Origin of the sequence: Pseudomonas vanderleydeniana (assembly GCF_014268755.2) — a bacterium.
GTDB lineage: Bacteria > Pseudomonadota > Gammaproteobacteria > Pseudomonadales > Pseudomonadaceae > Aquipseudomonas > Aquipseudomonas vanderleydeniana.
Genome location: NZ_CP077093.1, coordinates 3,005,182 through 3,031,851 on the forward strand (window position 1 = coordinate 3,005,182; position 26,670 = coordinate 3,031,851).

At 60.6% G+C, this 26,670-nt stretch carries 21 protein-coding genes; 19 read left to right on the top strand and 2 right to left on the bottom strand.

Annotation, left to right across the window (positions count from 1 at the left end; all coding sequences use genetic code 11):
- Position 1 precedes the first annotated feature (1 nt).
- The 4 genes from HU752_RS13590 (at position 2) to HU752_RS13605 (ending at position 3,714) form a co-directional block, all read left to right on the top strand.
- A complete protein-coding gene (locus HU752_RS13590) occupies positions 2-757 on the top strand; it encodes a TorF family putative porin (protein ID WP_186680167.1) in 756 nt (251 codons plus the stop codon).
- Positions 758-869: 112 nt separating this feature from the next.
- The gene (locus HU752_RS13595) at positions 870-1,091 is read left to right on the top strand and encodes a ribbon-helix-helix domain-containing protein (RefSeq protein ID WP_437182345.1); all 222 of its coding nucleotides are present in this window, start codon (positions 870-872) and stop codon (positions 1,089-1,091) included.
- A gap of 2 nt (positions 1,092-1,093) precedes the next feature.
- A complete protein-coding gene (locus tag HU752_RS13600; RefSeq protein WP_367616507.1) occupies positions 1,094-1,270 on the top strand; it encodes a hypothetical protein in 177 nt (58 codons plus the stop codon).
- A 290-nt stretch (positions 1,271-1,560) separates the two neighbouring features.
- Positions 1,561-3,714 carry an ATP-binding protein gene (locus tag HU752_RS13605; protein ID WP_437182346.1) on the top strand — a complete coding sequence of 718 codons (2,154 nt, stop codon included), beginning with the start codon at positions 1,561-1,563 and terminating at the stop codon, positions 3,712-3,714.
- 104 nt (positions 3,715-3,818) lie between these two features.
- Here HU752_RS13605 and glcC read toward each other — a convergent pair whose 3' ends face one another.
- A complete protein-coding gene (gene glcC, locus HU752_RS13610) occupies positions 3,819-4,595 on the bottom strand; it encodes a transcriptional regulator GlcC (protein ID WP_186680177.1) in 777 nt (258 codons plus the stop codon).
- A 237-nt stretch (positions 4,596-4,832) separates the two neighbouring features.
- Between glcC and glcD the strand changes: the two genes are divergently transcribed.
- From glcD to HU752_RS13650, 8 genes are all read left to right on the top strand, one after another.
- Positions 4,833-6,332, top strand: a complete 1,500-nt coding sequence (glcD, locus tag HU752_RS13615; RefSeq protein WP_186680180.1) for a glycolate oxidase subunit GlcD — start codon at positions 4,833-4,835, stop codon at positions 6,330-6,332.
- On the top strand, positions 6,332-7,387 hold the full coding sequence (gene glcE, locus HU752_RS13620; RefSeq protein WP_186680183.1) for a glycolate oxidase subunit GlcE: 1,056 nt from the start codon (positions 6,332-6,334) through the stop codon (positions 7,385-7,387). Before glcD ends, glcE begins: the two co-directional genes overlap by 1 nt.
- Positions 7,388-7,391: 4 nt before the next feature.
- A complete protein-coding gene (gene glcF / locus HU752_RS13625) occupies positions 7,392-8,675 on the top strand; it encodes a glycolate oxidase subunit GlcF (protein ID WP_186680212.1) in 1,284 nt (427 codons plus the stop codon).
- Positions 8,644-9,045, top strand: coding sequence for a heme-binding protein (locus HU752_RS13630; RefSeq protein ID WP_186680214.1), 402 nt, complete (start codon positions 8,644-8,646; stop codon positions 9,043-9,045). The genes glcF and HU752_RS13630 overlap by 32 nt, the downstream gene beginning before the upstream one ends.
- 12 nt (positions 9,046-9,057) lie before the next feature.
- A complete protein-coding gene (locus tag HU752_RS13635; RefSeq protein ID WP_186680301.1) occupies positions 9,058-11,232 on the top strand; it encodes a malate synthase G in 2,175 nt (724 codons plus the stop codon).
- A 416-nt stretch (positions 11,233-11,648) separates the two neighbouring features.
- Positions 11,649-12,797, top strand: a complete 1,149-nt coding sequence (locus HU752_RS13640; protein WP_186680304.1) for an MFS transporter — start codon at positions 11,649-11,651, stop codon at positions 12,795-12,797.
- Positions 12,798-13,226: 429 nt separating this feature from the next.
- Complete coding sequence (locus HU752_RS13645) at positions 13,227-14,597, top strand: purine-cytosine permease family protein (protein WP_186680216.1); 1,371 nt, start codon at positions 13,227-13,229, stop codon at positions 14,595-14,597.
- A gap of 149 nt (positions 14,598-14,746) precedes the next feature.
- Positions 14,747-15,949 (top strand): MFS transporter, encoded by a 1,203-nt coding sequence (locus HU752_RS13650; protein ID WP_186680218.1) that lies wholly within the window; start codon positions 14,747-14,749, stop codon positions 15,947-15,949.
- A gap of 57 nt (positions 15,950-16,006) precedes the next feature.
- Here the strand turns inward: HU752_RS13650 and HU752_RS13655 are convergent, their stop codons facing one another.
- A complete protein-coding gene (locus HU752_RS13655; protein WP_186680219.1) occupies positions 16,007-17,035 on the bottom strand; it encodes a LacI family DNA-binding transcriptional regulator in 1,029 nt (342 codons plus the stop codon).
- Between the two features lie 209 nt (positions 17,036-17,244).
- On the opposite strand from HU752_RS13655, the gene treS reads away from it, so the two are divergent.
- The 7 genes from treS (at position 17,245) to HU752_RS13690 (ending at position 26,618) form a co-directional block, all read left to right on the top strand.
- Positions 17,245-19,311 carry a maltose alpha-D-glucosyltransferase gene (treS, locus tag HU752_RS13660; RefSeq protein WP_186680221.1) on the top strand — a complete coding sequence of 689 codons (2,067 nt, stop codon included), beginning with the start codon at positions 17,245-17,247 and terminating at the stop codon, positions 19,309-19,311.
- 263 nt (positions 19,312-19,574) lie between these two features.
- The gene (locus tag HU752_RS13665) at positions 19,575-21,233 is read left to right on the top strand and encodes a choline dehydrogenase (RefSeq protein WP_186680223.1); all 1,659 of its coding nucleotides are present in this window, start codon (positions 19,575-19,577) and stop codon (positions 21,231-21,233) included.
- Between the two features lie 74 nt (positions 21,234-21,307).
- Complete coding sequence (locus HU752_RS13670) at positions 21,308-22,060, top strand: SDR family oxidoreductase (protein ID WP_186680225.1); 753 nt, start codon at positions 21,308-21,310, stop codon at positions 22,058-22,060.
- A gap of 10 nt (positions 22,061-22,070) precedes the next feature.
- Positions 22,071-22,649, top strand: a complete 579-nt coding sequence (locus tag HU752_RS13675; protein WP_186680228.1) for an NIPSNAP family protein — start codon at positions 22,071-22,073, stop codon at positions 22,647-22,649.
- A gap of 60 nt (positions 22,650-22,709) precedes the next feature.
- Complete coding sequence (locus HU752_RS13680) at positions 22,710-24,197, top strand: aldehyde dehydrogenase family protein (RefSeq protein ID WP_186680231.1); 1,488 nt, start codon at positions 22,710-22,712, stop codon at positions 24,195-24,197.
- A gap of 64 nt (positions 24,198-24,261) precedes the next feature.
- Positions 24,262-25,296 (top strand): proline racemase family protein, encoded by a 1,035-nt coding sequence (locus HU752_RS13685; RefSeq protein ID WP_186680234.1) that lies wholly within the window; start codon positions 24,262-24,264, stop codon positions 25,294-25,296.
- 74 nt (positions 25,297-25,370) lie between these two features.
- A complete protein-coding gene (locus HU752_RS13690; protein WP_186680236.1) occupies positions 25,371-26,618 on the top strand; it encodes an MFS transporter in 1,248 nt (415 codons plus the stop codon).
- Positions 26,619-26,670: the final 52 nt, after the last annotated feature.

The following is a 26,670-nucleotide window of genomic DNA, read 5'->3' on the forward strand; positions in this document are numbered from 1 at the left end:
CATGAACTTCTCGAACGTGTTTTCCAAAGCCAAACAAAATATTTTATTGTTTTCTGTTGTTTGCGGATCGCTCGGAAATGGTGCCGCCCAGGCCATTGAGCTGGGTAACGGTTTCGGCTTGGACGTGACCGTGACAGCACTCAGCGACTATCGTGATACGGGTATCTCACAGACAAAGGGTGACCCAGCCTTGCAGGCTGAGGTAGTGCTTCAACACCAATCGGGCCTCTATGTCGGGGTGTTTTCCAGTAATGTGGATGCAGGAACGAAAGCTCGTCGAGAGGACATGTACTATGTGGGGGCTACCATTCCCTTTACAGAAGAGATTTCACTGGATACTTATGTTGGGCGTTATGAGTATCCCAAGGAGGCCAATTCCGATTTCAACGAGTTCTCTGCTGTGCTCAGCGGGTATGGGTTTCAACTCGGATACACCTATGACTTCGATTTGCGTAGCCGTCTTCCTAATAACCTGAACTGGTCTTTGGGTTACAACTTTGAGCTTCCCTACGAGTCGAATTTACTGGTGCGTTATGGCTACTCCGACTTGAAATATGATGCTTTTTGGTCGAAGAGTGAGGAACCGCGTTCGACCTATCACGACTGGGAGGTCAAATTGTCCAAAAACCTCTTCGGTGTGAATTTTTTTGCCAGTTACATCGACACGGACCTTTCCAAGACAGAGTGCTACTCAGCTTCGGGGTATGAGGATGTCTGCTCTGCAACGGTGGTTTTCGGCGTGAGTAAAACCTTCTGACGGGCATGGGGTTCAAGCCTCGCCGTTAGTGCCGAAGGCCGGGGCGGTTTCAGCGTCCCGGCTCCCACTTGTAGTCACTGGAAAAGCAAGTTTTCGAAGCTGATTGTGCATTATGAACATCTCCCTGTCGGACGCTTTGAAGCCCTTTGTGGATGATCAGGCAAGCCTGCGCGGCTACAGCACCAGCAGCGATTACGTTCGGGAACTGATTCGCAAGGATCAGGGCCGACAGCAGTTGCGCGGGTTGCTGTTGGCTGGGGCTGCCTCGTCGCCCACGGCTCCGGTGGATGGCGACTACTTCGAGTCCTTGCGCACCCAAGTGCGGATCGCTTGAGGATGAAGGTCAAGCCGGTCATCCCGCGAGCCCTGGCCAATCAGGATGTCGAGGATGCTATCCGTTATGACCTTGATGAGCAGGCCGAACAGGCAGCACCCGGTTTTATCGATGCCGTGCAAGGTGCTTTTAGCCATATCGGTCGACACCCGGCTTCAGCACCATCTGACATTCCATAGAGAGCTTGCAAGTTCTCTGGAAGCCTTGAAAAACCTGCCTTCTGGCGGGTTTTTTCGTTTTTGCGGTCAGTCGAGGTCCAGACTCGTCTACGGCTTGCTGATGGTAGCCGCCATTTCGATTTCGGCCCATGGCTCTTGAGTCGATCAATCCAGGCGCTTCGATACGGGTTTCATGAACCCGTGCATAGCGGAACCGATAATTGCTTTCTGAATCTATAGTTACCGACTCTCTCCCTGAACCGAATCCCATCGATGGTAGGCAGATGCCCGGACGCGACGCTCTACGACATATGACCCGCGAGGAACTTGAAGCGGAAGTTCTTCGTCTGCGCAGTGCGGTAGAGCCTGTGCCCCAGCCGCAGGCTCAAGGTGGCGTTGTCGACCTTCAGGCCATCCCCACTTCCCTCGAGGCGCTCAAGATCAATGAGGAGCGCTTCAGATTCATCCTCAACACGATTGATGCGGCCTTTGCTATCGCCGAGGTCAGGTTCGACGAGGATGATAATCCCGTCAATTATCGGTTTCTGGAGGCCAACCCCGCGTTCGTGCGGGAGGCGGGCGTCGATCTGCGAGGGAAATGGGTCACCGAGTATGCCCCTGACCTGGAACCTTTCTGGTTTGAAGTCTATGGCGGGGTAGCGAAGACCGGCATACCGGCGACGTTTGAAAGCTATGCCACCACCTTCGATCGCTGGTTCGACGTACGGGCTATCAGGGTCGGCAACCCGGCGGATCGGCAAATTGCAGTGTTCTTCACCGATGCGACAGAGCGTCGACGGGCTCAGGAACAGTTGAGGGCGAGCGAGTCCCTGGCCCGGGAAAATATCGAACGTGTGCAGCTGGCTCTCGAAGCAGGGGCGATCATCGGCACATGGCACTGGGATCTGGTTGAAGATCTCTTCAAGATCGATGAGGCCTTCGCGCAGGCATTTGGCCTGGATCCTGCTCGCGGTCAGCTTGGGTTGAAACATGAGGAGATAGTCGCTGCCGTTCATCCCGATGACCGATCTGCCCGGGCCGCCGCGATCGAGGCGGTGATAGCCGGTGGCGGTGCGTACGTGCACCAGTATCGAGTCAGGCGCGCGGATGGCGAGTATCACTGGATCGAGGCGAAAGGCCGGGTCAACCGATCAGCAGGCGGGACACCCCTGAGCCTTCCAGGGGTATTGATCGACATTGAGGCGCGCCGAGCGGTTGAGGCGGAGCGCGACCAGGCGCTGGCCGAGTTGATGGCCCTGAACGACACGCTCGAGCAGCGAGTGGAGGAAAGAACCGTCGAGCTGATGCAGGCTGAGGAAAAATTGCGTCAATCGCAGAAGATGGAAGCGGTCGGTCAACTCACGGGAGGACTGGCTCACGACTTCAACAATCTGCTCGCCGCGATTTCCGGATCGCTGGAGATGATTGGCATTCGGCTGGGCCAGGGCCGCATGGCGGATACCGAGCGATATCTGCAGGCCGCGCAAGGTGCTACTCGACGAGCCGCTTCGCTGACCCACCGTCTATTGGCGTTTTCGCGTCGCCAGACCCTCGATCCCCGACCGACCGATGTCAATGTCCTGATGACAGGACTGACTGAACTGATACAGCGCTCGGTCGGTCCGGGGATCCAGATCGAAACCGTGGGCGCGCACAACTTGTGGCCGGCCCTGGTTGACGCCAGCCAGCTGGAAAATGCGATCCTCAATCTGTGCCTCAATGCACGTGATGCGATGCCTGGCGGTGGGCGAATCCGATTGGAGGCCGCCAATCGCCTGATTGATGGGGGCGCGGCGGAACTCTATGAAATACCGCAGGGGCAGTACCTGTCTCTGAGTGTCACAGACACCGGTGTCGGCATGTCACCGGAAGTCGTGTCCAAGGCGTTTGAGCCGTTCTTCACGACCAAGCCCCTGGGCCAGGGAACAGGCTTGGGGTTGTCGATGATCTATGGTTTCGTCAAGCAATCAGGGGGGCAGATACGGATCCACTCGCAGGTCGGCCTTGGCACCACGGTATGCATCTATCTACCACGACACGATGGGGACGTCTGTCGGATCGAGCCGACAAAGCATCCCGTTGCAGTGACTGCAAAGCGCGCCGAGACGATCCTGCTCGTGGATGACGAGCCCACGATCCGCATGCTGCTCACCGATACATTGAGTGAGCTCGGCTACACACTGATCGAGGCTTCCGACAGCATGGCAGGGCTGAAGCTGCTTCGATCAGACATGCATATCGACCTGTTGATTACCGATGTGGGCCTGCCCGGCGGGATGAATGGTCGACAGATGGCCGACGCCGGACGCGAGGTGCGCCCAGGGCTGAAGACCCTTTTCATCACGGGCTATGCCGAGAATGCAGCCATCGGGATGGGCGAGCTGCCGCCCGGGATGTGGGTATTGACCAAACCTTTCGCAGTCGATGTGCTTCTGTCACGTATTGGCGAAATGCTTGCCTCCTGAGGCCGGGGGCTGCGCGCGACAGCCGGCGTTGGGCGGGTGCGGCGCTGCTCGCTGGCCGTTCCCGGGCACCTCCTGCCGGGCGCGGGAGGCGATTTCAGCGCTGATCACTCCCAGCCTTTGAGCCGCAGCGTCGAGCGGACAAGGCGCTGCTCTTCTTGCTCTATTTCGCGCAGTCCATCGCGTATGCCGTTGATGTGGTCCCGTGCGGCGCGTTGAGCCACGTCCGGAAGGCGCTCGATGATCGATCGGTAGAGCTTGCCGTGTTGCCGGTCCAACTGCTGGAGGCTGGCGGGGCGGTGGTAAAGGTTGTTGACCGAGGCGAATACGGAACTGAGCATCAGGTCGGTGAGTGACTGCAACGTGTGCACCAGGACCGGATTGTGTGAGGCATCGCAGATCGCCAGGTGGAAGGCCAGGTCCAGGCGAGCATGCTGCTGAGGGTCGAGTCCTGCCGGGCTGCCGTGCGCCGAAATCATCTCGTCGTAGCGTTTTGAAATGAGATGAAAATCGGCATCCGTGCCTCTCAAGGCGGCCAGTCTGGCCGCTTCTCCTTCCAGCAACGCTCGGACTTCCAGCAGGTCGTAGATGGTCTTGGGCTGCGAGCTGAACAAGTGCATCAAGGCCGTGGTTTCGGTGGGGTTGCTCAACTGAGACACCACCTGGGATCCCTGGCCGTGCCGGGTATCGATGATTCCCTTGCCACGCAGGATTCGCAGACCTTCGCGCAAGGCAGGTCGGGAGATCCCGAGCTTTTCGCACAACCGACGCTCGGAGGGCAGCACCTGCCCCGGCTTCAGCACGCCGTCGACAATCAGTTGCTCTATCCGCTCTGCCACGACGTCCGCCAGCTGGCGTGTGGCAGGCGCTTTTTCCTGAAGCATCGGCATCTCCTTGGCTGGTATGACCAGTCTGGAACCGTATCGTCTTGTTGTTGGTTTATCCCATCCGAGGCCTTCTGGAACGGGACTTCTGGAGCGTAGCTCAAATCGACTCCCAGACGAATACTGGTCTTACCACTTCTTTCGGCGCTGGACGACAAGCCGTGCTCGGCAAATGATGAATGTGTTCATGCCTGGGGCTACCAGGACACAACAACAATAGCCGTGAGCGTAGTGACCATGAACATTCTCTATGACGAACACCTCGACGGCGTTCTGCCGCGAGTCGACAAGCGACAGCTGTTATCCGCGCTGGAAGTGGAACTGCCCGACCTGACCGTCCTGAGCCGCAGCGAGGACCTCAGGCCTTATGAGTGCGATGGCTTGTCCGCGTATCGCACGATGCCGCTGTTGGTGCTGCTGCCCGAACGCGTCGAGCAGGTTCAATCGATACTCAGGATCTGTCACCGCCTGCAGGTCCCCGTTGTCGCGCGAGGCAGTGGTACCGGGCTTTCCGGCGGCGCGTTGCCGCTGGAGCAGGGCGTGCTGCTGGTGATGTCCCGGTTCAATCGGATCCTTGAGATCAACGCACAAGGGCGTTATGCACGGGTCCAGCCCGGCGTGCGCAACCTGGCCATTTCTCAGGCCGCAGCCCCCCTGAACCTCTACTACGCGCCCGATCCCTCGTCGCAGATCGCCTGCTCGATCGGCGGGAATGTCGCCGAGAACGCCGGCGGCGTGCACTGCCTCAAGTACGGGCTGACCGTACATAACCTGCTGCAGGTCGAGATTCTCACCGTTGAGGGCGAAAAACTGACACTGGGCGCCGAGAGCCTGGACTGCCCGGGTTTCGACCTGTTGGCGCTGTTCACTGGCTCTGAGGGCATGCTCGGGGTGGTGACGGAGGTCACGGTCAAGCTGCTGCCCAAGCCCCAGGTCGCCAAGGTACTGCTGGCGGCGTTCGACTCGGTGGAGAAGGCTGGGGCTGCGGTTGGCAGTATCATTGCCGCAGGCATCATTCCCGGCGGGCTGGAGATGATGGACAACCTGGCGATCCGCGCCGCCGAGGACTTCATTCACGCCGGTTACCCGGTTGACGCGGCAGCCATCCTGCTCTGCGAGCTGGATGGAGTGGAGTCGGATGTCCATGATGACTGCGCCCGCGTTCGCCAGATCCTGATCGAGGCCGGGGCCACCGAAGTGCGCCTGGCCCAGGACGAAGCCGAGCGCGTGCGTTTCTGGGCCGGGCGCAAGAATGCTTTTCCCGCCGTCGGGCGTCTCTCGCCGGACTACTACTGCATGGATGGCACCATCCCCCGTCGGGCACTGCCGGGGGTATTGAACAGCATCGCCGAGTTGTCCCGCGAATACGAGCTGCGCGTGGCCAACGTCTTTCATGCCGGGGACGGCAACATGCACCCGCTGATTCTCTTCGATGCCAACAGGCCGGGCGAGTTGGAACGGGCCGAGCAGCTCGGCGGACGGATCCTGGAACTGTGCGTGTCGGTTGGCGGCAGCATCACCGGCGAGCATGGCGTAGGCCGCGAGAAGATCAACCAGATGTGCGCCCAGTTCAACGCCGAAGAACTCACTGCGTTTCATGCGATCAAGGCAGCTTTCGATCCGGCGGGGCTCTTGAACCCAGGCAAGAACATTCCCACCCTGCATCGTTGTGCCGAGTTCGGGGCGATGCATGTGCATCACGGCCAACTACCTTTTCCTGAACTGGAGCGCTTCTGATGCATGAGACGGCTTGCGACACCAGTGCCCAACTGCTCGATCAGGTGAGGGCTGCCCTGGATTCGGGCATTCACCTGGATATCCGCGGCGGGCAGTCCAAGACATGGCTGGGCCGGGCAGTGGAGGGGCAGGTCCTCGATACCCGGGCCCACCAGGGCATCGTCAATTATGACCCCACCGAACTGATCATCACGGCACGTGCCGGGACCCCCCTGCGGGTGCTTGAGGCCACCTTGGCCGAATACGGACAGTGCCTGCCATGCGAGCCGCCGCATCACGGTCCCGGGGCTACCGTGGGTGGCATGGTTGCGGCTGGCTTGTCCGGCCCACGTCGTCCCTGGGCGGGTTCGGTGCGTGACTTCGTGCTCGGCACGCGGGTGATCAACGGTCATGCGCAGCACCTGCGGTTTGGCGCCGAGGTCATGAAGAACGTCGCCGGCTATGACGTTTCCCGATTGATGGCCGGCAGCTTCGGCTGTCTTGGCCTGATCACCGAAGTTTCTTTGAAGGTGCTGCCCAAACCGCGTGCAGTGGCCAATCTGCGGTTGGAGGTGGACTTGCCAGGCGCCATGCAACGCCTGGCCGAATGGGGCCGACAACCGTTGCCGATCAGCGCGGCCTGCCATGATGGCAGCGCCTTGCACCTGCGCCTGGAAGGCGGGGAGGGGTCTGTACATGCCGCCCGCGATCGCCTGGGGTGCGAGACCGTCGAGCCGGGCTTCTGGGAAGGCCTGAAAGAGCACCGCCTGGCGTTCTTCGCTGACCCGCGACCGTTATGGCGCCTGTCCGTGCCGGCCATTGCCGCGCCACTGGACTTGCCCGGTGAACAACTGGTCGATTGGGGCGGAGCCCAGCGCTGGCTCAAGAGCGATGCCGAGCCCCAGCGGATTCGGCACGTCGTCGGCCAGGCCGGTGGGCATGCCACCTGCTTTTCAGGCGGCGACTCACCGTTCCACCCGCTGCCGGAAGGGCTGCTGCGCTACCACCGCCAGCTCAAGACCCGGCTCGACCCGCAGGGCATCTTCAACCCCGGCCGCCTGTACAAGGAGCTTTGAGCGCATGCAGACCCATCTGAGTGAACAGGCCCGCTCCCTGCCACGCGCGCAGGAGGCCGAGGCCATCCTGAGAAGCTGTGTGCACTGCGGCTTCTGCAACGCGACCTGCCCGACCTATCAGTTACTCGGCGACGAGTTGGACGGGCCCCGGGGACGCATCTACCTGATGAAGGAACTGCTGGAGGGGCAGCCCCCTTCGGCCAGTACCCGGCAGCACCTGGATCGCTGCCTGAGCTGCCGCAACTGCGAGTCCACCTGTCCCTCGGGGGTGAAGTACCACAACCTCCTGGACATCGGCCGGGCGGTGGTCGAAGAGGCGGTTCCGCGTTCGCTGGCCGAACAGTCCCTGCGTGCCGGGCTGCGCCTGGTGTTGGCCGAGCCTGTGGTGTTCAGCCTGTTGCTGCGCACCGGGCGTGCACTGCGCCCGGTGCTACCGTCGACGCTCAGGGACAAGATCCCGGAAGAGGTGCGGCCCGCAGGGAATCGGCCGTCGGTACGACATGCTCGCCAGGTGCTGATGCTCGAAGGGTGCGTGCAACCGAGCCTGTCGCCCAACACCAATGCCGCGGCGGCGAGGGTGCTGGATCGGCTGGGCATCAGCACGGTGGCTGCCCGCGAAGCCGGTTGCTGTGGCGCCGTGGACTATCACCTCAATGCCCAGGAAAAAGGCCTGGCTCGTGCCCGGCGCAATATCGACGCCTGGTGGCCTGCTGTCGAGGCCGGTGCGCAGGCGATCATCATGACCGCCAGCGGCTGTGGTGCCTTCGTCAAGGAATACTGGCAACTGCTCGAGCGTGATCCGCACTACGCCGACAAGGCCAAGCGCATCAGCGCCCTGGCGGTGGACCTGGTCGAGGTCCTGCGGGCTGAGCCGTTGCAGGACCTCGGGCTTCATCCCGATCTCAAGATTGCCTGTCATTGTCCCTGCACGCTGCAACACGCCCAGCGCCTGGGGGGCGCGGTTGAAGAGGTGCTGACACGACTGGGGTTCAACCTCACCGCAGTACCCGACGGCCATCTTTGCTGCGGCTCGGCAGGTACCTATTCCCTGACCCAGCCCGAGCTCTCCCGGCAGTTGCGGGACCACAAGCTCAACGCGCTCGAAAGCGGCAGACCGCAGGTCATCGCCACCGCCAACATCGGTTGCCAAACCCATTTGAACGGGGCAGGCCGCACGCCTGTACGCCACTGGATCGAACTGGTGGATGAAGCGCTGACCCATACACCCTTTCACCATCATCAGACGAGGACAACACATGCAGACCAAGCCGCTACTCACCTTGGATGACGTCACCAGGATCATGGCTGCTGCACGAGCAGACGCGCAGGCCAACCATTGGGATGTGGCTATTGCGGTGGTTGACGACGGCGGTCACCCCCTGGCTCTGGAGCGTCTGGACGGCTGTGCGCCGATTGGTGCCTACATCGCCTTGGAGAAAGCTCGTACTGCCGCCTTGGGTCGGCGCGAGTCCAAGGTCTACGAAGAGATGGTCAATGGCGGGCGCACGGCTTTTCTGTCGGCGCCTGCATTGACGTCGCTGGAGGGCGGCGTGCCGATTCGTGTCGGGGGCCTTGTCGTCGGCGCAGTAGGGGTTTCAGGAGTGAAGGCTGCACAGGATGCACAGGTCGCTAGCGCCGGTGCCGCGAGTATCGTTTAAGGGGACGTGATGATGAGCAAACGAATCGAGAGACATCGCCTGTTGGTGGCCGCTGAGTTGGCATCATTCATTGAGCACGAAGCCCTGCCAGGAAGTGGTGTTGACGCAGCCCGGTTCTGGGAAGGATTTGATGCCCTGGTTCATGACCTGTCACCCAGGAACCAGGCCCTGCTGGATGTGCGTGACCAGATTCAGCTTCAGTTGGATGAATGGCATCGTGCGTATCCGGGGCCGGTCAAGGACATGCAAGCGTATCGTGGATTTCTGACAAGAATCGGGTACCTGGTAGCCGATGATTCAGGTGTCCAGGTGACGACCGAGAACGTTGACGATGAGTTGGCGTTGCAGGCCGGACCTCAATTGGTCGTGCCCATGTCAAATGCACGTTATACGCTGAATGCGGCCAATGCACGCTGGGGGTCGTTGTACGACGCTTTGTACGGCACCGATGCGATCAGTGACGCCGGTGGCGCGCAGGCCGGCGGATCCTACAATCCGGTGCGCGGTGCAAAAGTCATCGAGTTCGCCAAGGCCTTGCTGGACCAGATCGCACCGTTGGCAGTGGGGGGACATGCTCAGGTGACGGCTTACCAGGTCATCCAGGGACATCTCGTGGCCTGGGTCGACGGTGTGCAGACGGCGCTGCGTGATCCTGAGCGATTCGTCGGCTACCAGGGCGTGGCGGATCGACCGTCGGCGATCCTGTTGAAACATCACGGACTGCATGTCGAGATCCAGATCGATCGCGAAAGTGCGATCGGTCAGACCGACAGGGCAGGGATCAAGGACCTGCTGATCGAGGCGGCACTGAGCACCATCCTCGACTGCGAGGACTCGGTGGCGGCGGTGGATGCGGCCGACAAGGTACAGGTTTACCGCAACTGGCTGGGCCTGATGTCGGGCACCCTTGAGGAAAGGATCAGCAAGGGCGGTCGCACCTTCACGCGAAGTCTGAACCCCGACCGGCAGTATGTCAGGGCCGATGGCGAGACTTTCAGCCTGCCGGGACGCTCGTTGATGTTCGTGCGCAACGTCGGCCACCTGATGACCAATCCGGCGATTCTCTATGCAGGCGGTCGTGAAATCCCCGAAGGTATTCTCGATACGGTGGTCACGACGTTGATTGCCAAACGTGATCTGGCGACCCGACGCAATTCCCGCCGGGGGTCGATCTACATCGTGAAACCGAAAATGCATGGCCCGGCGGAGGTTGCCTTTGCCGATCAGTTATTCGGTCGTGTGGAGGCCCTGCTTGAGCTACCGCCGTACACGCTGAAAATGGGCATCATGGATGAGGAGCGCCGTACCAGTATCAACCTGCGCACCTGTATCGGTGCTGCGTCGGCGCGGGTGGCCTTCATCAACACCGGCTTCCTCGATCGTACCGGTGACGAGATTCATACGGCGATGGAGGCCGGTGCGGTCCTGCGCAAGGGCGACATGAAGAGTACCCCATGGATCAATGCCTACGAACGCAACAACGTGCTGGTCGGCCTGGCGTGCGGCTTGGCTGGACGCGCCCAGATCGGCAAGGGCATGTGGGCAATCCCCGACCAGATGGCGGCGATGCTGGAACAGAAGGTCGCCCATCCACGCGCGGGCGCCAACACCGCGTGGGTGCCTTCGCCGACAGCCGCAACCTTGCACGCACTTCACTATCACCAAGTGGACGTCAAGGCTGTACAGGCTGAACTGCAGGCCGTGAACCTGGAACATGAGCGCGATTCACTGCTCGAAGGACTGCTGACCGTGCCGGTCGCCGGGCAGCCAACGTGGACTGCCGAGGCGATCGCCGAAGAGCTCGACAACAACGCCCAGGGGTTGCTCGGCTATGTGGTGCGCTGGGTGGAGCAGGGCATCGGCTGTTCCAAGGTGCCGGACATTCATGATGTCGGTCTCATGGAGGACCGAGCCACACTGCGTATCTCCAGCCAGCATATGGCCAACTGGTTGCGCCATGGTGTCGTCAGCGCCGAGCAGGTACTGGGCACCCTCAAGCGAATGGCGCGCAAGGTCGACGAGCAGAACCGCGGAGATCAGCACTACCGCCCGATGGCCGATGACTTTGATCGCTCGATGGCTTTCCAGGCCGCCTGTGCACTGGTCTTTGAAGGGGCCGCGCAGCCCAATGGATACACCGAGCCGCTGCTTCATCAATTCAGACTTAAGACGAAGGGGGCGCTGTAAAGGTGAGGGCGCCCAGTCTCAAGGCTGGGCGTCCTGCCTGGCTGTTTGCACCGCGATCAGTGCACGGGGCAGGTTTGTTACATTTCACCGCGCAGGATGCAAGGCACGGGTCACCCGAGCCCACCAGCCTTTCGGGGCAACGGCTTCCGTCGGTGGTACTTCTGTGGTTTCGCTCGCCAGGGGCAACGCCTGCCCGGTTTTGCCGCTCTGGACCGTTGTATCGCCAAGAGGCGTATCTGCAACGTTCCCGGGGTCATCCAGGCGTATTTTCCGAATACCTGCCATCGAACAAAGTGCGTGCATGTCAGTCTCCCGGCTGGCTATCATGAAAAGGATTACAAGGAGAAGCAAGTTCCTTGCCATTGATAGCTGCTGCCTGAGAGGTGAAGGTGTTCAGTAAGACGTTCGAGCGTGTCGTGGGTGAAGAGGCCGGGAGGGATCTGGCTGAATCCATCACAGCGACACGGCTGGTTTTTCTTGTCCTGGGGTTATGCCTCGCCGCGTGGGCGCCATTGGTGCCGCTTCTCAAGCAACGGACAGGGCTCGATGAAGGGGCGCTGGGCCTGTTATTGCTGGGGCTGGGTGTCGGATCGATCATTGCCATGCCCCTGGGGGGCGGGCTGGTCGCACGCGTGGGCTGTCGGAAAGTCATCCTGGTCGCCACTGGGGTCATGCTGGCCATGTTGCCATTGTTGGCGACCCTCGGCAGTGTGCCGCTGCTCGCGGTGACCGTGACCGTGTTCGGTATGGGCGTCGGCGTGCAGGGCTGTGCGATCAATGTGCAGGCGGTTGCCGTCAGTGCTCGTTGCAAGAGGCCGGTGATGTCCGGGTTTCACGGAATGTTCAGTCTCGGCGGTGTGCTGGGAGCGCTGGCCATGACGCTCATGTTGAAGCTCGGCTTGCTGGCGTTTTGGGCAACGTTGATAGCCGTGGCCGGTTGCCTGGTGATTGCATGGCGGTCGATCCCCGGGCTGCAGGGCGAGCCTGAGAGAAAAACAGCGGGCGACCGGGCGCCGATGTTCGCAGTACCCCGGGGAGAGGTGCTCTTTCTGGGCGTGCTCTGCTCCATCACGTTCCTCGCCGAGGGGGCCATGCTCGATTGGAGTGGTGTCTTTCTGGTGACCGCTCGCGGGTTGGATGCCAACCTCGCGGGGCTGGCCTATGGCGCGTTCGCCTGCACGATGACGATCATGCGGTTGGCCGGTGATGCCTTGGCCCATCGCCTGGGCTATCGGCGCATGGTGGGAATGGGGGCCTTGGTGGCGTCGATGGGGCTGGGTGTCATGTTGTTCAGCCCGCATTGGAGTCTTTCGCTGACAGGTTGTGCCTTGGTCGGTCTTGGGTGCGCGAACATCGTGCCTGCGCTGTTCTCGGCAGTGGGACGGCAGACTTCGATGCCACCTTCCTCGGCAGTACCGGCAATGACGACGGTGGGATACGCCGGCGTGCTGGCCGGTCCGGCATTCATCGGTTTTGTGGCGCACGCCACTTCGCTCACCCTCTCGCTGATCATTGTCGCCGGCGGCCTGGCCCTGGTGGCAGGAGCCAGCCGCTACCTACGCTGAAAATGACCGCGCCTTCGGCCATCAGGCCCCACTGACCGGTGGTACGTTTTCCTTTCTTCATCGCCCCGTGCAATACGGGGCGATTTGTTTTTGCGCGTTGATGTGCTGGCGGCACTGTTTCCGTGCGGCACATCTTCCGCTTGCACTGTTACGAATCAATACACGGGGTCGTCCGCTTGCTCGGGGCCAGGGCTGGATCGTGACTGGCGAGCCCGCCTGGCCTGGGGGCTGCGCGGTATTCGGCAATATTACGGAAGTTTGGCACAAGCCTTGCCTTGTAATCCTTTACAGAGGCTATGTTCAGGGCTGACCTGGCGGGGAAAGCCTCTTTTTTTGCACAGGGATGTAATCCTTTACAGAGAATGGTTCGGCCTGGCAACAGGCCTCTTGCCAACCTATAAGAAACAGCGTGCCCAAGAGAGGCTAACGATGGACATCGAGAAAAGAAGCATCGAGTTTGTACCCCTGGAGGAGCGTTACGGTCATCCGCGCCGGCTCTTCACCATCTGGTTCAGTGCGAACATGCAAGTGACCACACTGGTGGTCGGCAGCCTCGGGATCGTGGCAGGTTTGAGTCTGGCTTGGACATGCTTCGCGCTGATCCTGGGCTGTGTCATCGGTACGGTCTTCATGGCCGCGCACTCCACCCAGGGGCCGCACCTGGGCATTCCACAGATGATTCAGAGTCGGGCGCAGTTCGGTGTCCTCGGTGCCGGCTTTCCCTTGCTGATCAACTACCTGTCGTTCGTGCTGTTCACTGCGGCCAACGGGGTGGTGATGCGCGATGCGATCAAGTCGTTCATGGACGTGGGCGACAATACGGCCATCGTGTTGTTTGGCCTGGTGTCATTCATCATCGGCTATATCGGGTATGAGCTGATCCACCGTTTCGGGGCGATCATGACCGCCTTGTCCGGCGGGATCTTCCTGATCGTGGCCGCTCTGGCGCTCCAGCACCCGTTGCCGGTTGGCGCCATGGACATGACACAGGGGTTCACTCTCGCGGCCTTTGCCTTGACCGTGACCCAGGCGGCCTCCTGGACGCTGGGCTTCGGTCCCTACGTCGCGGACTATTCCCGTTATCTGCCGCCGGACATCTCTTCTCGCGAGACCTTCTGGTACAGCTATTTCGGCAACCTGCTGGGGGCCTGCCTGGTCATGCTGCTTGGTGCGCTGCTGGCGACGATGTTCACCGATGTCACTTCCAATCCGGGTAATGCAATCGCCAGTTTCTTCGGTCCATGGAGCAAGGTGGCGATGTTGATCGTGGTGCTTGGCGTGCTGGAGATCAACGCACTGAACCTCTACAGCGCCTACATGGCCGGCATGACCATCTTCTCGGGCATGAAGGGCATGAAGCGAATCAGCCGGCGCACCAAGTTCGTGGTCATGGGGTTGACTGCATTGGCCGCGACCCTGATCGCTGTGGCGACCCAGTACAACTTCAACGCGTACTTCGCCGATATCCTGGTGGCCCAGGTGTATTTCCTCGTACCGTGGAGCGCGATCAACCTGGCTGACTACTACCTGGTGAAGAAGGGTAAATACGTGGTCGCGGATATGTATGACGTGGATGGGATCTATGGCAGGTACAGCTGGTCGACCATGATCATCTTCCTGCTGGGGGTGGCCTCTACGATTCCGTTCATGGATGTGTCGTTCTACCACAGCTATTTCTCGGTGCTGATCGGCGCGGATGTGGCCTGGATACCGGCTTTGATCGTGCCAGCGGTGCTGTATGTGGGCTGGGCGCGAATCAAGGGTGATCGTTCGCTTAACGCGCTCCGGCAGGCAGCCTGATGATTCTGGAGGCGACGACAACCCCGGATATCTGTTAACGTTTGCCTGGCTTTGTAATCGATTACCAGTCCCGGCCGTGCGCCGGGATTGGCATTGCAAAGCGGCTTTCAACAAGCGTTACCCCAGTCAATAATAATCGCAAGAGGGGAATGACTTTGCCTTGCACACCGCTTTTACGACGTGCCCGTGTTGCAACCTCGGGTGTATTTTTTGCCAATGGTGCGGTACTCGCCATCTGGGCAACCAACATTCCCGGCATGAAGCAGGGGCTCGGCCTGACCGACTCCGAACTGGGTTTTGCCCTCAGTGCATTTGCCGCTGGCACCATGCTCATGATGTGCCTGGCCGGTGCGATCGCCACGAAGCTGGGCAGTCGTACGACGGTACTGTTGGGAGGATTGCTGGTCTCGGCGGTGCTCCCCCTGTGTGCCATGGCCGACTCGCTGATGGCGCTTGCCGCCGCCATTTTCTGCCTTGGTATTGCGAACAGCATCCTGGACGTGGCGATGAACACGCATGGTTCGTTGATCGAGGCAAAACAGCAGCGACCTCTGATGTCTTCGTTCCATGCCGTTTTCAGCCTGGGCGGGCTGGCTGGAGCCTCGACCGTGGCAACCATGCTCTCAGGCACTCTCGGCTTGGCCCAATGCATGTGGGTATCGGGTGGACTGATGTTGCTGACGACCCTGGCGAGTGTGCGCTGGATGGGCGATCTGCAACCGGAAATCGATCCCGCGTGCGTGGTTCGCCAGCGGGTGAGAAGTTTTGCCTGGCCGAACCGCGCCCTCCTGGTGATCGCCGGCCTGACTTTCCTCTCGCTGTTCGTGGAGCGGACGGTCATCGATTGGAGCTCGCTCTATCTCACTGACGTGAGCCACACTTCGACGAGTATTGCTGCATTCGCTTTCGGCGCATTCAGCCTGGCGATGGCCGTCGGTCGCTTGGCGGGTGACCTGCTCATCCGGAAACTCGGTAGCCATGGTGTCATGACGCTTTCCGGCATCGTCGGTGGAGCAGGGGTTTTCCTGGCCATTCTCGTGCCGGAACCGGTGACATCAATTGCCGGTTTCATTCTGGTGGGCCTGGGGCTGGCGAACATGACGCCATTGCTCTACAGCCAGGCCAGTCGGGCCTATCCCGGTGCACCCGGTCTAGGCCTGGCAATGAACGGCACCCTGGGATACACCGGTTTTCTACTGGCTCCGCCTATTATCGGTCATCTGGCCGAGTCCTACGGCCTTAAGCTGTCAATGATCATTCCCCTGCTGGCGTTCGTCTTGCTGACGATCAGTCATTTGCGCAGGCGGGCGCGTACGGGCTACGTCTGTCCTGACGCTCAGGTCGCCCGTTGAGGAGAGTGGCAAGGCCCTGGGCACGACAATCGTGGTCAGGGCCGCCGGAGGGTGGAGTCAGATGGCGTCGCTGGATTGCCTGATCATCAGTTGTGTGCCGAGCAGAAGCGGGCGAATCTCGGCCCCGTGCTTGAGCTTGCCAATCAGGGCTTCAGCGCTTCGCAAGCCCATTTCACTGGCAGGAATGGCCAGCGTGGTGAGCGGCGGGTCGAGGTACTCGGCGAACTCCAGGTTGTCATACCCGACCACCGAGATCTCTTTAGGCACGTTGAGTTGCAACTTCTTGCAGGCCGACAGAACGCCGAATGCAATCACATCGCTGTTGCAGATGACTGCCGTCACTTCGGGGCGCTCCAGGCGGATGCGGCGCAGGGTGCGCTCTCCGAACTCAATGGTGTAGCCCGTTTCGGCCTCGTACATCGAATGACTGCAACGCTCGCGGTAGCCCTCCAAGGTGTCCTTGAACGCCTGGTAGCGTGCCTGTTGGCGGTCATTACCCTTGATCGGTCCCGTGAGCATCGCCATGTTGCGATGACCTAGGCCCAACAGGTATTCCACGAGCTGGCGCGTGGCTTGATAGTTGTCGAAACCGATGAAGGGGAATTCCCGGTCGGACAGGTACGAGTAGGTGCAGACGACCGGCATGCGGTAGTCCTGGAGGTAGCGCTTGAGGTTATCGTCAGTCACGTCACCCACGATCAGCAAGGCTTCCACCCCGCGCTCGACGAGCAGCTTGACCTTGTCGAAGATGGCGCCGGAGTCGAACCCGCAACTGAGCACGTACACCACGTAACCGTACTCTGCCAGCCGTTCCTGGAAGCTCTTGACCATGGTGGCGTAGATCGCATGATCGAGGGTTGGGATGATGGCCCCGATCAGATTGGTTTTCTGCAGTCTCAAGGCCTTGGCTGCCGGGTTCGGGCTGTAGCCGAGTTTCGCTGCCACGGCCAGCACCTTTTCCCTGACGTCATCGCGAACATGGGTCGGTAGGTTGAAGCTGCGCGACACCGTCGCTACTGACACGCCGGCAGCCTTGGCCACGTCCGTTACCGTCACTCTGCCGACAGATTTCACCGTCCCGCTCACACTGGCCTCCTTGTTCGCCACGGTTTTCAGGTCTTTTTTCGCTTATGGGTGACTCTCATGATAACGATTACGCATTGATTTTGCCGAGTTTCTTTAAGCCGTAGCCTGGCTGATCAATCGATCCCTTCTTTTTCTTGCGAACGATTACAGCGCGCACCTCTCTGAAACTTAAGTGCGGGAAAACTTCGTGGATCAGGGAGGCGCAGGTTATGTCAAAACCGGATACAACCCACGTGGATTGGCTGATTGGTCAATCCATGCTCAAGGCGGCGCAGGACCACGCGCAGGCCTACTCGGGGCAGGCTCGTCAGTGGATGAACCCCTACGCCCAGGTGCGCCCGCGCGATGCCACCGCCATTGCTTCCGTCTGGCTGACGGTCTACCCCGACTCCATCGTGACGGCCGAGGGCGGCTCGGTCCTGCAGGCGCTGGGCGATGAAGAGCTCTGGCGCAGCTTGTCGTCGATCGGCGTGCAGGGCGTTCATACCGGGCCCATCAAGCAGTCCGGGGGGATCAGGGGGCGGGAGTACACGCCGAGTGTCGATGGCAATTTCGACCGGATCAGCTGGAGCATCGACCCGCTCTACGGCACCGAGGAGGAACTGATCCGGATGAATCGGGTGGCCGCGGCGCACAATGCGGTCACCATCGATGATTCGATTCCCTCGCACACCGGCAAGGGCGCCGATTTCCGCCTGGCGGAGCTGGGCGTCGCGCCTTATCCGGGCATCTATCACATGGTGGAGATCCGCGAGGAGGACTGGGGCCTGTTGCCGGAGATTGCCGAGGGGCGCGACTGCGCCAACCTCAGCCCGGTCCAGTGCGACCTGCTCAAGGAGCGGCGCTACACCGTGGGCCAGTTGCAGCGGGTGATCTTTTTCGAGCCCGGCGTGAAGGAAACCGACTGGAGCGCGACACCGGTCGTGGTTGGGGCTGATGGCAAGCCGCGGCGCTGGGTGTACCTGCATTACTTCAAGGATGGGCAGCCGTCGCTGAACTGGCTTGATCCGACGTTCGCGGCGCAGCAACTGATCATCGGTGATGCCCTGCATGCCCTCGACCGGCTGGGCGCCCGGGGCCTGCGACTGGATGCCAACGGCTTCCTCGGCGTCGAGATTCGTCACAACGATACGGCCTGGTCGGAAAGCCACCCGCTGTCGATCAACGGCAACCAGTTGCTCGGCGGCATGATCCGCAAGGCCGGTGGTTTCAGCTTCCAGGAACTCAATCTCACCCTGGATGACATTGCCCAGATGTCGAAGGGGGGCGCCGATCTGTCGTACGACTTCATCACCCGGCCGGCCTACCAGCATGCATTGCTGACCGGCGATACCGAGTTTCTGCGGCTGATGCTGAACCAGATGCATGCCTTTGGCATCGACCCGGCCTCCCTGATTCATGCCCTGCAGAACCACGATGAGCTCACCCTTGAACTGGTGCACTTCTGGACCCTGCATGCTCACGACATGTATTTGTACAAGGGCCAGACCCTACCGGGCGGCATCCTGCGCGAACACATCCGTGAAGAGATGTACGAGCGCCTCAGCGGCGAGCAGGCGCCCTACAACCTGCGCTTCGTGACCAATGGTGTCTCTTGCACCACGGTGAGCATCATTACCGCAGCCATGGGCGTTCGGGATCTTGCAACGCTGACCGCCGACGATATCCAACAGGTGCAGAAGATGCACTTGCTGCTGGTGATGTACAACGCCATGCAGCCTGGGGTTCTCGCGTTGTCTGGCTGGGACCTGGTGGGAGCGCTGCCTCTGGAGCGCGAGCAGGTCGAGGCGAGGATGGGTGACGGCGATACGCGCTGGATCCATCGGGGCGCGTATGACCTGGGCGGATTGAACCCGGCTGCGGTGGCGTCGGCGAGGGGCATGCCGTTGGCGCGGTCGTTGTACGGCTCGCTGTCCGAGCAGTTGCAAAGCCCCGATTCCTTTGCGAGCCAGGTCAAGAGGCTGGTGTCGGTACGCCAGGCCTATGGCTTGGCCAGCAGTCGGCAGATACTGGTACCGGAAGTCGGCAGCCCCGGCCTGCTCGTCATGGTGCACGAGCTGCCGGCCGGCAAGGGCACCCAGGTCACCGCGCTGAACTTCGGCCGGGAAAGCATCAGCGAAGCCATTCCGCTACCGAACGTCCAGCCCGGTACGGTGGTGGACATGATCAACGAAAGAGTCGAGGGCGATTTGGGAGCGGAGGGCGTGCTGACCATCGATCTCGATCCCTACGAAGCCCTCTCGCTACGAATCGTCTCGAGTGGATTGGGGATGTAATCGTTACCAGAAAACGTTACCATTGTTCGCACAGTAGCAGCACGTGGTCCTGGGTCGGGCGCTTGAAAGGGCGCCTGACCTATAAGAAACCCGGGTTTTCGGGTTTCTGGAGGCAGATTCTGGACTGGCATGTGGCTTGCACTGCTGAAGTCCAGGAGGCGAAGGGCGCGTAGGCTGTCACTTAGGTGGCAGGAGTTTTTCTGTGCTCGCGCTTGTAAACGATTACAAAATTTGCACCATTCCAATGAGATTTAGGTGAGCCCATGCGTGATATCAATGGCCGTAACACCCATAAAGCCTACGACTACGTCGTGATCGGATCAGGATCGGCAGGCAGCGTGCTGGCAGGGCGGCTTTCCGAGGATAAGGACGTTTCGGTGCTGATGCTCGAAGCAGGCCCAACCGACAAGAGCATCTTCATTCGGATGCCGGCTGCGTTGGGTTTTCCACTGATGGATGATCGCTTCAACTGGTACCTGCACTCCGAACCGGAAGCACATCTCGATAACCGCAAGATCTATGAGGCGCGTGGCCGGGTACTGGGCGGTTCGTCTTCGATCAACGGCATGAACTGGGTGCGGGGCAACCCGTGGGACTACGACAACTGGGCAGAGATGGGGCTCAAGGGCTGGAGCTACGACGATTGCCTGCCGTACTTTCGCAAGGCGGAAACCTTCGACAAGGGCGCTGATGACTACCGCGGTGACCAGGGCCCGATGCACATCCAGACCTGTGCCGCCAACAACCCCCTCTACACGGCCTTCCTGGACGCGGGCAAGCAGGCGGGGTACGCCCACATTGCCGACCACAACGGCTATCGGCAGGAAGGGGTGCATATCACTCAGCGTAACGTCCACAAGGGCATTCGCTGGAGCACCTCGCAGGCCTACATCCACACCAATCGCAGCCGTGAAAACCTGCATGTGTGCGATAACGCCCTGGTCACCAAAATCCACTTCGAAGGCAACTATGCGACCCGCGTGCACTTCACCCGTAATGGCAAGGCCGAGAGCGTCGACGTCCATCGCGAGGTCATCCTGAGTGCGGGCGCTATTCATTCGCCGCATCTGCTGATGTTGTCAGGTATCGGCAACGCAAAGCACCTGGCTGAATTCGGCATCCCGAGCCTCGTCGACCTGCCTGCGGTGGGCGAGGGACTGAAGGATCATGTGGCCGCCCCGGTTCAATACAGTTCGTCCCAGAACGTCTCGATCGCCAAGGAGCTGACGCCGGTCGGCAAGCTCAAGCTGGGGGCACTCTGGACCTTCTTCAAGAAAGGTCTCGGTGCGACCAACTTCTTCGAAGTCGGTGCCTTCATCCGTACACGGGATGAAATCAAGGTACCCAATGTACAGTTCGAATTCATCCCGATGCTGGGCGAATTCCAGCACGGCAGCGTGAAGCTGGAGGATGGCTTCCAGTACTTTTTCAGCCTCATGCGTCCTACCAGCACTGGGCGTGTCTGGTTGGCCTCGGCCGACCCGAAGACCCCGCCCAAGTTCGTGTTCAACTTCCTGTCAACCAAGGAAGACCAGGACGACGCCATCGCTGCGGTCAAGGCCATCCGCCATGTGGTTTCTCAGCCAGCCTGGGATCTGTATCGCGGAGAAGAGGTCACGCCGGGCGCCCACGTGAAGACGGACGAACAGATCCTGGCCGCGCTTCGCCAGTCGGCGGGCACCAACTATCACCCTGCATGCACTTGCCGGATGGGCACCGACCCCAAGACCAGCGTCGTGGATGCCCATGCCCGCGTGCATGGCATTCCGAACCTGCGGGTCGTGGATGCGTCGATCATGCCTGAGATCGTCAGCGGCAACCTGAACGCGCCGATCATCATGATGGCGGAGAAAATCGCTGACGACATCCGCGCTCGCAAGCCGCTGCCACAAGCCAAGGCCAAGTACTACGTTCCGGCCTGATTCCATTCAACTGTCCGGCTCCGCCATCCACGATGGCTGCGCGGAGCCCCTGGTCTACCAAAAGGAAACATCCAATGAAACTCAAGAATCAAGTTGCCCTGATCACGGGTGCCGGTGCCGGCATCGGCGAAGCCACTGCAAAGCTGTTCGTTCAGGAAGGTGCCAAGGTCGTCGTGGCTGATCGCAACATCGACCTGGCCCGCAAGGTCGCGGCAGAGCTGGGCGAGCACGCCATCGCCGTCGAGGCGGACGTGGCGAACACCGAACAGGTCAAGGCCATGGTGGATCAGGCAGTCAGCCACTTTGGCGGCCTGGACATCCTGGTCAACAACGCCGGTTTCGGTACGCTCGGTACCGTGGTTACCCTGGACGAGGAAACCTGGGACAGCGTGATCGACGTCAACCTCAAGGGTGTTTTCCTTTGCTCCAAATACGCCATTCCGGAGATCATCCGCCGTGGTGGTGGGGCCGTGGTGAACCTGGCCTCGACCATTTCTGTCGTCGGTATCAAGGATCGTGCCGCTTATGTGGCGGCCAAAGGTGGCGTTGCCGCGTTGACCCGCGCCATGGCGTTGGATCACGCCCTGGATGGTGTACGTGTCAACAGTGTCGCCCCTGGTGTGATCGCTTCCAGCTACTACGACAAGATCTTCGAAACCGTTGCCGATCCAGTGGCTTTCAAGAAAGGCCTGGAGGCTCGCTCGCCCCTGAACAAGATGGGAGAGCCGGTGGATATCGCCAACATGATCCTGTTCCTGGCATCGAAGGACTCCAGCTTTGCCACCGGTGCGATGTTCACGGTGGACGGCGGCTACACCGCCTGGTGAGGACACAGCGATGATCGACGAACTGCGCCAGTACACCTTCACGGCTGAAAGCTGGGAGCGTTATTGGAAACTGTTCAATAATCTGTGCATGCCGATCCGGGGCAATGATTTTGGGAGCTTGCAGGGATTGTGGTTGGAGCAGGTCGGATCGACCGTCACGTTCCGCCATGTTTGGCGCTATGAATCCCTGGACGCCAGGGCCCGGTTACGGGCCGAACTGCTGAAGGTGGATGACTGGCGCGAAAAATTTCTGCCTCAGGCTGCCTGCCACGTGGCCGATCAGCATCTGCAGGTTCTTATCCCGCGCGCTGAAGGTGAGGGTCTGGAGGTCGCGGCGGCTCGTTACCTGCACGTCTATCGTTGCTCCACGGGCAAGGCGGCAGGAATCATTCAGCAGATTAACGGTGTCGCCAGTTCGGCCCGGAAAAATCTGTGCGGTTTGTGGGCTACCGAATTCCCCAATCCGAACCAGATCGTTGCGATGACCTCCTCCGAGGAGGCTCCCTTGCTGGCGCTCAATACTGAAGTCGAGATCGAGACCCGCTTGCTGAAACCGCTGGATTGCCGATCGGATCCGAGCGTGGCGTAGGTGAAGCCTTTTTCTTTGGCTAGAAATGTAAACGAATACAGAGAATATCGAGGAATCACTATGAGTGTTCGACAGTACAACCATTGGATCAACGGAGCCGAATACGTCCCGGCATCGGCGCAGTATCTGGAGCGTACCTCGCCAGCTCACGGCGAACTGCTGGCCAAGTTTGCCGCCGGTACTGCGGCCGATGTCGATGCTGCGGTCAAGATCGCCAGCGACCTCCACAAGTCGGGGGCTTGGTCTTCGGTTCCGGGGTCCGAGCGGGGCAAGATCCTCAACGCGTTCGCCGACCTGATCGTTCGTGATGCGGATCGCTTGGCCCTCATTGAGGCCGAAGAAGTCGGCAAGCCAATCACCTACGCCAAAGGTGAGGTTCTCTGGTCGGCCGAGTTGACCCGTTATGCGGCGTCGCTCGCCTGGAATATCCAGGGTGAAGCGTACACTCATGCCGGTGAGGACAAACTTGGCCTGGTGACCCGCGAGGCCCGTGGTGTCGTCGGCATGATCGTGCCCTGGAACTTCCCCATGGTCTGCCTGTTTCAGAAGCTGCCGTATGCACTGGCGGCCGGTTGCCCTGTGGTGATCAAGCCATCGGAGCTGACCTCGGGCACGGCCCTTGAAATCGCCAGACTCGCGGCTGAAGCCGGCCTCCCGGCGGGTGTGCTCAACGTTGTGACCGGTACCGGCTCGCAAGTCGGCGAGCGCCTGACTCGTCATCCCGAGGTCAGCACGGTTTCCTTTACCGGCTCGACCCGTGTCGGCAAGCAGATCGCCGCTTCCGCGGCCACCGACCTCACCCGTGTTGCCCTTGAACTGGGCGGCAAGGCTGCCAATGTGGTATTCGCCGATGCCGATCTGGACGCGGCCCTGGACGGCGTTCTGTTCGGGGTCATTCTCAATCAGGGGGAGGAGTGTGTGGCCGGGACTCGTCTGCTGATCGAGGAGTCGGTGGCGGACGAGTTCGTCGCCAAGTTGGTCGAACGTGCCAAAAAGGTGGTAATCGGCTTGCCGCTGGATGAGAAGGTGCAGATCGGTGCACTGATCCACGGCCAGCACCTGGAGAGCGTGCTCAACTACATCGAAATCGCCAAGCAGGAGGGCGCGAAGCTGGTGTATGGCGGTGAACGCATTACTGCCAATGGCCTGGACAAGGGCTTTTTCGTCGGCCCGACTATCTTTACCGAGGTGAAGCCTGAGCACCGTATTTTCCGGGAGGAAATCTTCGGTCCAGTCTTGTCGGTCACCACCTTCCAGACCACTGAGCAAGCCATCGCGCTCGCCAACGATACCGAGTATGGGTTGGGTAACGGGCTCTGGACCAAGGATGTCGACAAGGCGATCCAGGTGTCGCGCAAGCTGCAGAGTGGCACAGTGTTCGTGAACACCTTCCTGGAAACCTTGCCGCAACTGCCATTTGGTGGTTTCAAGCAGAGCGGATATGGGCGTGAGAATGGCGTGGACAGCCTGAACGAGTACCTGGAGGTGAAGTCGACCTTCATCAAGCTCGGTCAGCGCGCACCTGTGCTACCCAACACCGTGGCTTGATCCCCCTGGCGGAAGGGGTAGCCTTCCGCCTATCGTCCCTGCGATCTGAAAAGAACAATATCCCATGAAATTCAAACGCATGATCAATGTTGTCGGCGCCCACGTGGCAGGCGAGCGCAATGACGTCATCACGGGTGGCGTCCTCGATGTACCGGGCCAGACGATGTTCGACAAGATGAAGTACCTGGAGACCCAGGCAGACGACATTCGCAAGCTGATTCTGCAGGAGCCTCGTGGTTCCGTGACCCAGTGCGTGAACCTGGTGCTGCCGTCGTCCCACCCCGAGGCGGACGCGGGTTTCGTGATCATGGAGTCGGAGTTCTATCCGCCGATGTCCGGTTCAAACACTATCTGCACCGTGACCGTCCTCTTGGAAACCGGCATGATTCCCATGGTCGAGCCGGTCACGCACCTGGCTCTCGAGGCTCCGGGCGGGCTGGTGCGGGTCGAGGCCGAATGCCGGGATGGCAAGGTGCTGAGCGTCAAGTTCTCGAATGTGCCGTGTTTTGTCTTCGCGCTGGACAAGTACATCGAGGTCCCGAACCTCGGTACGCTGAAGGTCGACGTGGCCTACGGCGGCATGATCTACGTGCTGGCGGACGCCCAGGCGCTGGGATTCGATATCGTCCCGGATGAAGCCGCCACGTTGGTGACTGTGGGCGAGGCGATCAAGGCCGCGGCAGCCGAGCAGATTCCTGCGGTACACCCCGAGCAGCCGCAGATTCACACCATCAACCAGACCCTGTTTGCCGGCCCGGTTCGCGATGATCCTCAAGGCAAGCGCGCTCGCAACGGGGTGATCGTGTCTCCCGGGCGTCTCGACCGTTCCCCGTGTGGTACCGGCACCAGCGCACGCCTGGCCGTCATGCACGCGCGTGGCCAGATCGGGGTGGGCGAGAAACTCATTCACGAGTCGATCCTGAGTACCGAGTTCGTCGGTGAGATTGCCGAGACGCTGACCATCGGTGACAAGCCGGGCATCCGTCCAACGATCAAGGGGCAGGCGTATCTGACGGGCTTCCATCAGTACGTGCTTGATCCTGCCGACCCGTTCCCCACCGGTTACACGCTCAGTGATACCTGGCGCAAGAACGACTAGCACCCACAGCCCAGCTCAATGCTGGGCTGTTTTTTGCACGCCGGCAGGTGCTGGCGCCTTGAAAGGATTTCCTCATGAGCAACCTTCGCTCGACTGACGTTCGACCCACTCCAGGCCTGCGGCATTTTCAAACGGTCACGTTGATCCTGCTCGTTGTCGCCGGACTGCTGAACAACCTCGATCGCAGTGCGCTGTCGATCGCCAACCCGCTGGTCTCCCATGATCTGCAGATCACGCCATCGCAGATGGGCTTGTTGCTCTCGGCGTTTTCCCTGGTCTACGCCTTGTCGCAATTGCCCGTTGGCCTGGCGCTGGACCGGCTGGGAGCACGCCTGGTTCTCGGCTGCGGCTTGATCGTCTGGTCCCTGGCCCAGGCGTTTTGCGGCCTGGCCAACTCCTTCTCGCAAATGCTGATCGGGCGGGCGGTTCTGGGGGTGGGAGAGGCGCCACACTACCCGGCGAGCGCAAAGGCGGTCAGCGAATGGTTTGACAAGGATAGGCGGGGCGGTGCAACGGGTGTGTTTCTCCTGGCTGGAACCGTCGCTCCCGCCATTGCACCGCCCTTGCTGACCAACCTCATGCTCGCGATTGGTTGGCGCGAGATGTTCATTCTGTTGGGGGCGACGGGCGTTCTCGTCGGTATTGCCTGGCTAAGACTCTACAGGAACCGCGACACGGTCGATGTTCAGGCCGGGATGCCGTCTCGTCGTACAGGCATCTCCTTGCGCGAATGGGCGGGTCTTTTCAGGCACCTCAACACCTGGGCGATGATCTTCGGTTCGGCGGGGGTGATCTACACGATCTGGCTCTACATGTCCTGGTTGCCGGTCTATCTGCAGATGGAGCGTAAAGTGAGCATCGTTTCAGCCGGCTGGATGGCGGCCGTCCCGTACCTGCTGGGCATGTTGGGTCAGATCGCCGCCGGGCTGCTGCTGGACGCTCTGGCCAGGCGAAATGTTTCGCTGTCGTTGAGCCGCAAGATCCCGATCTGTGGTGGGCTCGTCGGCGCTGGCGTCGCCACGCTCATTGCCGCCTACACGCCGAGCCTTACGGTGGCTCTGTGTGCGATCTCGATGTCCATGTTCTTCATCTACTTTGCCAATGTCGGCACCTGGGCACTTGCCGGGGTCATGGTCGAGAGCCGATACGTGGCAACCATGGGCAGCCTGCTGACGTTTGGTGGGTACCTCGGCGGCTCGGCGGCTCCTGTGGTCACCGGTCTGCTGGTCGAGCAAACGGCCTCATTTGCGTTGGCACTGGCTATCAGTGCCAGCCTGGCCTTCCTGTCGGCCCTGATCTATGCGTTCTGCATCAGGTTGTGATGCGCGCTAACCGGCAAGTAGGAGGGCAGTGCTGACTGCCCTCGCAATGAGG

What these genes read in the sequence shown, in the direction of transcription:
- HU752_RS13590 (WP_186680167.1), top strand. Translation starts at nt 2, where the DNA reads ATGAACTTCTCGAACGTGTTTTCCAAAGCCAAACAAAATATTTTATTG.
- HU752_RS13595 (WP_437182345.1), top strand. Translation starts at nt 870, where the DNA reads ATGAACATCTCCCTGTCGGACGCTTTGAAGCCCTTTGTGGATGATCAG.
- HU752_RS13600 (WP_367616507.1), top strand. Translation starts at nt 1,094, where the DNA reads ATGAAGGTCAAGCCGGTCATCCCGCGAGCCCTGGCCAATCAGGATGTC.
- HU752_RS13605 (WP_437182346.1), top strand. Translation starts at nt 1,561, where the DNA reads ATGACCCGCGAGGAACTTGAAGCGGAAGTTCTTCGTCTGCGCAGTGCG.
- glcC (WP_186680177.1), bottom strand. Translation starts at nt 4,595, where the DNA reads ATGCTTCAGGAAAAAGCGCCTGCCACACGCCAGCTGGCGGACGTCGTG.
- glcD (WP_186680180.1), top strand. Translation starts at nt 4,833, where the DNA reads ATGAACATTCTCTATGACGAACACCTCGACGGCGTTCTGCCGCGAGTC.
- glcE (WP_186680183.1), top strand. Translation starts at nt 6,332, where the DNA reads ATGCATGAGACGGCTTGCGACACCAGTGCCCAACTGCTCGATCAGGTG.
- glcF (WP_186680212.1), top strand. Translation starts at nt 7,392, where the DNA reads ATGCAGACCCATCTGAGTGAACAGGCCCGCTCCCTGCCACGCGCGCAG.
- HU752_RS13630 (WP_186680214.1), top strand. Translation starts at nt 8,644, where the DNA reads ATGCAGACCAAGCCGCTACTCACCTTGGATGACGTCACCAGGATCATG.
- HU752_RS13635 (WP_186680301.1), top strand. Translation starts at nt 9,058, where the DNA reads ATGAGCAAACGAATCGAGAGACATCGCCTGTTGGTGGCCGCTGAGTTG.
- HU752_RS13645 (WP_186680216.1), top strand. Translation starts at nt 13,227, where the DNA reads ATGGACATCGAGAAAAGAAGCATCGAGTTTGTACCCCTGGAGGAGCGT.
- HU752_RS13650 (WP_186680218.1), top strand. Translation starts at nt 14,747, where the DNA reads ATGACTTTGCCTTGCACACCGCTTTTACGACGTGCCCGTGTTGCAACC.
- treS (WP_186680221.1), top strand. Translation starts at nt 17,245, where the DNA reads ATGTCAAAACCGGATACAACCCACGTGGATTGGCTGATTGGTCAATCC.
- HU752_RS13665 (WP_186680223.1), top strand. Translation starts at nt 19,575, where the DNA reads ATGCGTGATATCAATGGCCGTAACACCCATAAAGCCTACGACTACGTC.
- HU752_RS13670 (WP_186680225.1), top strand. Translation starts at nt 21,308, where the DNA reads ATGAAACTCAAGAATCAAGTTGCCCTGATCACGGGTGCCGGTGCCGGC.
- HU752_RS13675 (WP_186680228.1), top strand. Translation starts at nt 22,071, where the DNA reads ATGATCGACGAACTGCGCCAGTACACCTTCACGGCTGAAAGCTGGGAG.
- HU752_RS13680 (WP_186680231.1), top strand. Translation starts at nt 22,710, where the DNA reads ATGAGTGTTCGACAGTACAACCATTGGATCAACGGAGCCGAATACGTC.
- HU752_RS13685 (WP_186680234.1), top strand. Translation starts at nt 24,262, where the DNA reads ATGAAATTCAAACGCATGATCAATGTTGTCGGCGCCCACGTGGCAGGC.
- HU752_RS13690 (WP_186680236.1), top strand. Translation starts at nt 25,371, where the DNA reads ATGAGCAACCTTCGCTCGACTGACGTTCGACCCACTCCAGGCCTGCGG.